The sequence below is a fragment of the Rhodococcus sp. P14 genome (assembly GCF_000256505.1).
Taxonomy (GTDB): Bacteria; Actinomycetota; Actinomycetes; order Mycobacteriales; family Mycobacteriaceae; genus Rhodococcus; species Rhodococcus ruber.
Genome location: NZ_AJFC01000086.1, coordinates 25,138 through 32,373, shown reverse-complemented (window position 1 = coordinate 32,373; position 7,236 = coordinate 25,138). Strand labels below are relative to the sequence as shown.

General features: G+C 70.4%; 6 protein-coding genes. All 6 read left to right on the top strand.

Going from position 1 to position 7,236, the window contains the following annotated elements; translation table 11 throughout:
• The first annotated feature begins 36 nt into the window (after positions 1-36).
• The 6 genes from OEY_RS0106555 (at position 37) to OEY_RS0106530 (ending at position 7,235) form a co-directional block, all read left to right on the top strand.
• Positions 37-372, top strand: coding sequence for a hypothetical protein (locus tag OEY_RS0106555; protein WP_010593095.1), 336 nt, complete (start codon positions 37-39; stop codon positions 370-372).
• A 7-nt stretch (positions 373-379) separates the two neighbouring features.
• The gene (locus tag OEY_RS0106550) at positions 380-2,191 is read left to right on the top strand and encodes a sodium/solute symporter (RefSeq protein WP_010593094.1); all 1,812 of its coding nucleotides are present in this window, start codon (positions 380-382) and stop codon (positions 2,189-2,191) included.
• Positions 2,192-2,351: 160 nt separating this feature from the next.
• Positions 2,352-2,714 (top strand): DUF485 domain-containing protein, encoded by a 363-nt coding sequence (locus OEY_RS0106545; protein WP_010593093.1) that lies wholly within the window; start codon positions 2,352-2,354, stop codon positions 2,712-2,714.
• 20 nt (positions 2,715-2,734) lie between these two features.
• Positions 2,735-4,369 carry a solute symporter family protein gene (locus tag OEY_RS0106540; protein ID WP_010593092.1) on the top strand — a complete coding sequence of 545 codons (1,635 nt, stop codon included), beginning with the start codon at positions 2,735-2,737 and terminating at the stop codon, positions 4,367-4,369.
• 71 nt (positions 4,370-4,440) lie between these two features.
• The gene (locus OEY_RS0106535) at positions 4,441-4,872 is read left to right on the top strand and encodes a type II toxin-antitoxin system Rv0910 family toxin (RefSeq protein ID WP_010593091.1); all 432 of its coding nucleotides are present in this window, start codon (positions 4,441-4,443) and stop codon (positions 4,870-4,872) included.
• Positions 4,873-4,973: 101 nt separating this feature from the next.
• Positions 4,974-7,235, top strand: coding sequence for an ATP-dependent DNA ligase (locus OEY_RS0106530; protein ID WP_010593090.1), 2,262 nt, complete (start codon positions 4,974-4,976; stop codon positions 7,233-7,235).
• Position 7,236 lies beyond the last annotated feature (1 nt).

Here is a 7,236-nt window from a genome sequence, read left to right as displayed (position 1 = left end):
CCGCGTGGTTCGGGCGGCCCGCCGCCGCGGGAACGGGTGGTGCTCGCCCAGCGCCGCGGTGCCCGCATGGTGCGCACCCGCGTGGAGGTCCAGGAACAGACCGAGGTCGGGGAGGCGATGGTGCGCGGCCTGGTCCGCGCCCAGCTCGGCCTCGCCACGCGGCTCGCGCTCGTCGCGGTGTGCCTGCTGTGCGCCCTGCCCGTGCTGTTCCACTTCGTGCCGCACCTGACGGACGTGACCGTGCTCGGCATCCGGTTGCCGTGGCTGCTGCTCGGCTTCGTCGGGTACCCGCTGCTGCTCGGCATCGGCCGGCTCTACGTCCGCCTGGCCGAACGCAACGAGCAGGACTTCACCGACCTGGTCGACGACTGAGCGGCCCATGGACACCGGTTCGATCCCCGTCGCCACCGTCGTCGGTCTCGTCTTCGCCGCCGCCGCCACCGTCGCGATCGGCATCTACGGAGTCCGGCTGGCCCGCACCACCTCCGACTTCCTCATCGCCTCCCGCAGCGTCGGACCCCGCTGGAACGCCGCCGCGATCTCCGGTGAATACCTTTCCGCTGCCTCCTTTCTCGGCGTAGCCGGACTCATCGCCAAGTACGGCGCCGACGCCCTGTGGTACCCGGTGGGCTTCACCGCGGGCTACCTGGGTCTGCTGCTGTTCGTCGCCGCCCCGCTGCGCCGGTCCGGCGCCTACACCGTGCCGGACTTCGCGGAGTTCCGGCTCGGTGCGCGATGGCTGCGCACCCTGTCGATGGTGATCGTCGCCGTCGTCTGCGTGCTCTACCTCGTCCCCCAGTTCCAAGGCGCGGGACTGACGCTGAACATCCTGCTCGGGGTTCCCGACTGGGTCGGCGTCGTCGCGGTCGCCGTCATCGTCGTCGGCAACGTCGTCGGCGGCGGCATGCGCTCGATCACCTTCGTCCAGGCGTTCCAGTACTGGCTCAAGCTCACCGCCGTCGCGGTGCCCGCCCTCGTGCTCGTCGTCCACTTCTTCGACGACGATCGCGCCGTCGGCCGGCCGGCGCCCCCGACGGTCACCGAGCGCACCACCGTCGACGTCACCACCGATGTCGTCGTCCAGGTCGGCGAGCCCCTCGCGGTCACGGCGACCGGACGGGTCGACGGACGGACCGTGGACGGCACCGTGCTGCTCGCGCCCGGTGAGCACGAGGTGGCCGCCGGCACGGCGCTGGTGCTCGAGCCCGGCGCGGCCGTGCCGGTGGTGGCCGGGGCACCCGCCACCAACGACGACTGGGTCGCTCCCGGCGGTGGGATCGGGGGCGCCCACCCCATGTTCCAGGTGTATTCGCTGATCCTCGCCACCTTCCTCGGCACGATGGGCTTGCCGCACGTGCTGGTGCGCTTCTACACCAACCCGGACGGGCGAGCGGCCCGCATGACGTCGCTCGCGGTGATCGCCCTGCTCGGCGTGTTCTATCTGTTCCCGACGCTGCTCGGGGTGTTCGCACGCCTGTACGTGCCGCAACTGCTCATCACGGGCCGCTCCGATGCGGCCGTGCTGCTGCTGCCGGGGTCGGTGCTCTCCGGACTGGGTGGCCAGCTGCTCGCCGCGCTCGTCGCCGCGGGGGCGATCGCGGCGTTCCTGTCCACGTCCTCGGGGTTGCTGGTCAGCGTCGCCGGTGTGCTGTCCACCGACGTGCTGCGCGGACGCGTGCGCGACTTCCGGATCGCGGCCGTCCTCGCGGGCCTGGTGCCCCTCGGCCTGTCGCTGGCGGTGACGTCGCTGGACCTGTCGCGGGCCGTGGGCCTGGTGTTCGCGGTGGCCGCCTCCACGCTGTGCCCGCTGCTGATGCTCGGCATCTGGTGGCGTGGGCTGACCGCGGTCGGCGCGGCCGCCGGCATGGTGACCGGCGCGGTGGTGGCTGGGGGCGCGGCCCTGGTCGTCGTGCTGGTGCGGATCGATCCCGAGGCCGGTGGCGGCTGGGTCGCCGCCGTCGTCGGCTACCCGGCCGCCGTGAGTGTGCCGCTCGCGTTCGCCACCATGATCGTGGTCAGCCTCGCCACCCGCGCTCGCGTCCCGGCGGACGTCGGGCGGGTCTTCTCCCGCATGCACGTGCCCGAGCGGCTCGGGATGGGCCGGGACCGGGAACTCGGGGCGTTCGAGGACACCGGCGTTCCCGCAGAGCCCCGCGGACCGGGCCAGCCGTCCCCGCGTGGGGAGCACTGAGCTGCCACTCGTCGCGCCCGGCAGACCGTTCGCCGCACCGGGCGACAGCTCACCGTGTGACCGGTGCCACCTTCTTTTCGTGTGACTCCGGTCTCACTACGGTCTACTGGTAGTACGCCTCACAGGGGCGATCCCTGAAGCCACGACCAAGGAGTCGGCAGTGACCACAGCTCACCTCGGCAAGGGCGGGGCGCTCGAACGCCGCACGCCCGATGCGCAGGACTTCGTCGACATGCAGGCGAGTCCGGAGTTCCAGGACTTGCGCCGCCGGCTCCGGCGGTTCGTCTTCCCGATGACGGGGCTCTTCCTCACCTGGTACTTCGTGTACGTCCTGCTGGCCACCTACGCCGCCGACTTCATGGCGACCAAGGTGCTCGGCAACATCAACCTCGGCCTGATCCTCGGACTCGGCCAATTCGTCTCGACGTTCGTCATCACCGCGCTCTACGTGCGGTTCGCCAATCGTGACCTGGATCCGCGGTCCGCCGCGATCCGCGAAGAGCTGGAAGGACCGGCCCAGTGACAACGAATGCGCTCGCGCATGTGACAGTTCTGGCTCAGGGTGCCACCGACGTCGGCAACCCGCTGTTCAACATCGCGATCTTCGTCGCGTTCGTCGTCGTGACGATGAGCCTGGTCATCCGGGCCAGCCGCTCGACCAAGAAGGCCTCCGACTTCTACACCGGCGGCGGGCAGTTCTCGGGCCCGCAGAACGGCTTCGCGATCGCCGGCGACTACCTGTCGGCGGCGTCGTTCCTCGGCATCGCCGGCGCCATCGCGGTCTACGGGTACGACGGCTTCCTGTACTCCATCGGCTTCCTCGTCGCCTGGCTCGTCGCCCTGCTGCTCGTCGCCGAACTGCTCCGCAACACCGGTCGGTTCACCATGGCCGACGTGCTGAGCTTCCGGCTCAAGCAGCGGCCTGTGCGCATGGCCGCCGCGCTGTCCACCCTCGCGGTGTCGCTGTTCTACCTGCTCGCCCAGATGGCCGGTGCCGGTGGCCTCGTCGCGCTGCTGCTCAACATCGACGGCCAGCTCGGCCAGGGCATCGTCGTCGCCGTGGTCGGCGTCCTGATGATCGTGTACGTGCTCGTCGGCGGCATGAAGGGCACCACCTACGTGCAGATGGTCAAGGCCGTGCTGCTCGTCGCCGGCGCCGGCATCATGTTCGTGCTCGTCCTGCTGGCTGTCCGCGGCAACTTCTCGCAGCTGCTGGCCGACGCGCAGGCCATGGTCAACAGCTCCACCAACGAGGCCGTCGCCGGTCGCGACGTGCTCGCTCCGGGCGCCAAGTACGGCATCAGCGACATGACCCGTCTCGACTTCGTCTCGCTCGGCATCGCCCTGGTGCTCGGCACCGCCGGCCTGCCGCACGTGCTGATGCGCTTCTACACCGTGCCCACGGCCAAGGAAGCACGTCGCTCGGTGACCTGGGCCATCGCCCTCATCGGCGGGTTCTACCTGTTCACCCTGGTGCTCGGCTACGGCGCCGCCAAGCTGGTCGGACCGGACGTCATCCTCGGCGCCCCCGGCAAGGAGAATTCGGCCGCGCCGCTGCTCGCCTTCGAACTCGGCGGCACCATCTTCCTCGGCATCATCTCCGCCGTCGCGTTCGCCACGATCCTTGCGGTCGTCGCCGGCCTCGCGATCACCGCGTCCGCGTCCTTCGCCCACGACATCTACGCCAGCGTGATCAAGCGCGGCAACGCCTCCGAGGAGGACCAGGTGCGGGTCTCCCGCATCACCGTCGTGGTGATCGGATTGGTCTCGATCGTGCTGGGCATCCTCGCGATGGGCCAGAACATCGCCTTCCTCGTGGCCCTGGCCTTCGCGGTCGCCGCGTCCGCCAACCTGCCGACGCTGCTGTACTCGCTGTTCTGGAAGAAGTTCAACACCACCGGCGCCCTGTTCAGCATCTACGGCGGCCTGATCAGCTGCCTGCTGCTCATCGCCCTCTCCCCGGCGGTCTCCGGCAAGCCGTCCTCGATGTTCCCGGACGCGGACTTCGCCCTCTTCCCGCTCGCCAACCCCGGCATCGTGTCGATCCCGCTGGCCTTCGTCCTCGGCATCGTCGGCACCTTCATCGGGCGCCGCAAGCTGGAGGATCCGGCCAAGCAGGCCGAGATGGAGGTCCGTTCCCTCACCGGTGTCGGTGTCGAAAAGGCTGTCGCCCACTAGGCAACACCCACGGAGCGCGGGTTCGGGGTCGATCACCCCGGGCCCGCGCTTCGGCGTCTACGCTGCCGGGCATGGCCAAACTCGAGGTATCGACCGACCTTCCGCTCGAACCGCACCTCACCTGGGTGCGCGCGTCGGACCTGCACGGATTCGACGAGTGGCTGACCATCCACGACGGGTGGCGCAGCGACCTGCCGAGCGAACTCGTCGTCGGCACCACCGCAGAGTCGGTCGTGTCGGTGAAGGGGATGCGCAACCGGGTCGCGTGGACCGTCCGCGAGATCGACTCGCCGCACCACCTCGTCCTGCACGGTTCCGGCAAGGGCGGCACCCGCTTCAAGTTGCGGATGACGGTCCGGGCCGTCGGGGTCGGTTCCGTGCTCAGCCTGAACATCGACCTGGGCGGGGCGCCGCTGTTCGGGCCGATCGGCTCGGGTGTCGCGCGGGCCCTGCACGGCGACATCGAAGCCTCACTGCGCCGATTCGCCGAACTGTACGGCTGAGCCGCCCATGAGCTGCGCCGAGGATGCACTTTTCGCGGGCGACACGCGGAGGCCGGCGCGAGAACTGCACGCTCGCCGGCCGCGCTCGGCACAATGAGGCGATGACGACCCGCACGTTCGAAGGCCGTCGTCTGAACCTGACGAACCTCGACAAGGTGCTCTACCCGGAGACGGGCACCACGAAGGCCGACGTGGTCGACTACTACGTGGCCGTGGCCCCGGTGATGCTGCCGCACGTCGCGGGCCGGCCCGGCACCCGCAAGCGCTGGCCCGAAGGTGTCGGCGGCGAGTCGTTCTTCGAGAAGAACGTCGCCTCCCACGCGCCGAAGTGGCTCACCCGTAAGACGGTTCACCACAAGCAGCGTTCGGTCACCTATCCGGTCTTCGACTCCGTCGCGGCGCTGGCCTGGCTCGGGCAGCAGGCGGCACTCGAATTGCACGTGCCGCAGTGGCGGTTCGCGGGTTCCGTTCCGGGCCCTGCGACGCGGATCGTGTTCGACCTCGACCCCGGGGAGGGGGTCACCCTGGTCCAGTGCGCCGAGGTGGCCCGGCTGGTGCGCGACATGGTCGGCGGGCTGGGCTGGCCGGCCTACCCGGTCACCAGCGGCAGCAAGGGGATACACCTGTATGTTCCGCTCGACCGCGAACTCGCCCCGGGTGGGGCGTCGGCCGTGGCGAAGCAGGTGGCGATCAACCTCGAGACTCTGCATCCGGACCTGGTCACCGCGACGATGGCCAAGGCCGCACGCGGCGGGCGGGTGTTCCTCGACTGGAGCCAGAACAACCAGGCCAAGACGACCATCGCCCCGTATTCCCTGCGCGGCCGCGAGCAACCGTGGGTCGCCGCGCCCCGCACCTGGGACGAACTCGACGATCCCGGGCTGCGCCAGTTGCGGTTCGACGAGGTGCTCGCGCGACTGGACACCGCTCCCGACCCGCTCGCCGACCTCGACCCGCCGCGGCCCGAGCCCGACGCCCTGACCGAGTACCGGGGCAAACGCGACCCGTCCCGCACGCCCGAACCCGTTCCCGCCGCCGTGGGTTCCGGGCCGGGCAACGCCTTCGTCATCCAGGAACACCATGCCCGCCGGCTGCACTACGACCTGAGGCTCGAACGCGACGGGGTGCTCGCGTCGTGGGCGGTACCGAAGAACCTGCCGGACGACCCGGGCCGCAACAACCTCGCGGTGCGCACCGAGGATCATCCGCTCGAGTACCTCACCTTCCACGGCGTCATCCCCAAGGGGGAGTACGGCGCCGGCAGCATGACGATCTGGGACACCGGCAGCTACGAGACCGAGAAGTGGCGCGACGACGAGGTGATCGTGCGCCTGCACGGCGCGCGGGTGCGGGGCCGGTACGCGCTGATCCGCACGGCGGGCAACCAGTGGCTCGCCCACCGCATGAAAGACCAGGGCGGACAGGCGGGTCCGCCCTCGGGATTTCCGCGCGACCTCGAGCCCATGCTCGCGACACCGGGTGAGGTGACCGGTCTCGACGCCGACGAATGGGCCTTCGAAGGGAAGTGGGACGGCTACCGCGCCGTGGCCGAGATCGAGAACGGGCAGCTGCGGCTGCATTCGCGCTCCGGCCGCGACATCACCGGCGACTACCCCGCCCTCGCCGACCTCACCCGCGTCCTCGACGGACACGACGTCGTCCTCGACGGGGAGGTGGTCGCGTGCGACCCCGGCGGAGTCACGAGCTTTCCGTTGCTGCGGACCGGCGGCACCCCGCAGTACTTCGTGTTCGACGTCCTCTACCTCGACGGGGTGACCCTGTACCGCAAGCCCTACGCCGACCGGCGACGCGTGCTCGACGCGCTCGCGGCCGCGACCGACGGATTGATCGTGCCGGACGTGCTGCGCGGCAACGGATCCGAGGCGCTCGAGGAGAGCACCCGGCGCGGCTGGGAAGGCGTGGTGGCCAAGCGGCGGAACTCGGTGTACGTGCCGGGCCGGCGCAGCCCCGACTGGGTGAAGTCGAAGAACTGGCTCACTCAGGACGTCGTCATCGGTGGCTGGCGCCTCGGGAAGGGGGCTCGTGCCGGCACCTTCGGCTCGCTGCTGGTCGGCGTGCACGGCGAGGCCGGGCTGGAGTACGTCGGCCGTGTCGGCACCGGCTTCGACGAACCCGAGCTCGCCGATCTGTCGGTCGCCCTGGCCGGTCTGCGGCGCCGCACCACCCCCTTCGCCGGTGACGTTCCGCGCGAGGACGCGCGGGACGCTGTGTGGGTGACCCCGAAACTGGTGGGGGAGGTGCGGTTCCGGGAATGGACCGACGCCGGCAAGCTCTGGCATCCGAGCTGGCGCGGGCTGCGCGACGACATCGACCCCCAGGACGTGAAGAGGCCCGCGCAGTAGA

Bases quoted from the DNA above. Each gene is read 5' to 3' on its own strand.
- OEY_RS0106530 (WP_010593090.1), top strand. From the start codon at position 4,974: ATGACGACCCGCACGTTCGAAGGCCGTCGTCTGAACCTGACGAACCTC.
- OEY_RS0106550 (WP_010593094.1), top strand. From the start codon at position 380: ATGGACACCGGTTCGATCCCCGTCGCCACCGTCGTCGGTCTCGTCTTC.
- OEY_RS0106535 (WP_010593091.1), top strand. From the start codon at position 4,441: ATGGCCAAACTCGAGGTATCGACCGACCTTCCGCTCGAACCGCACCTC.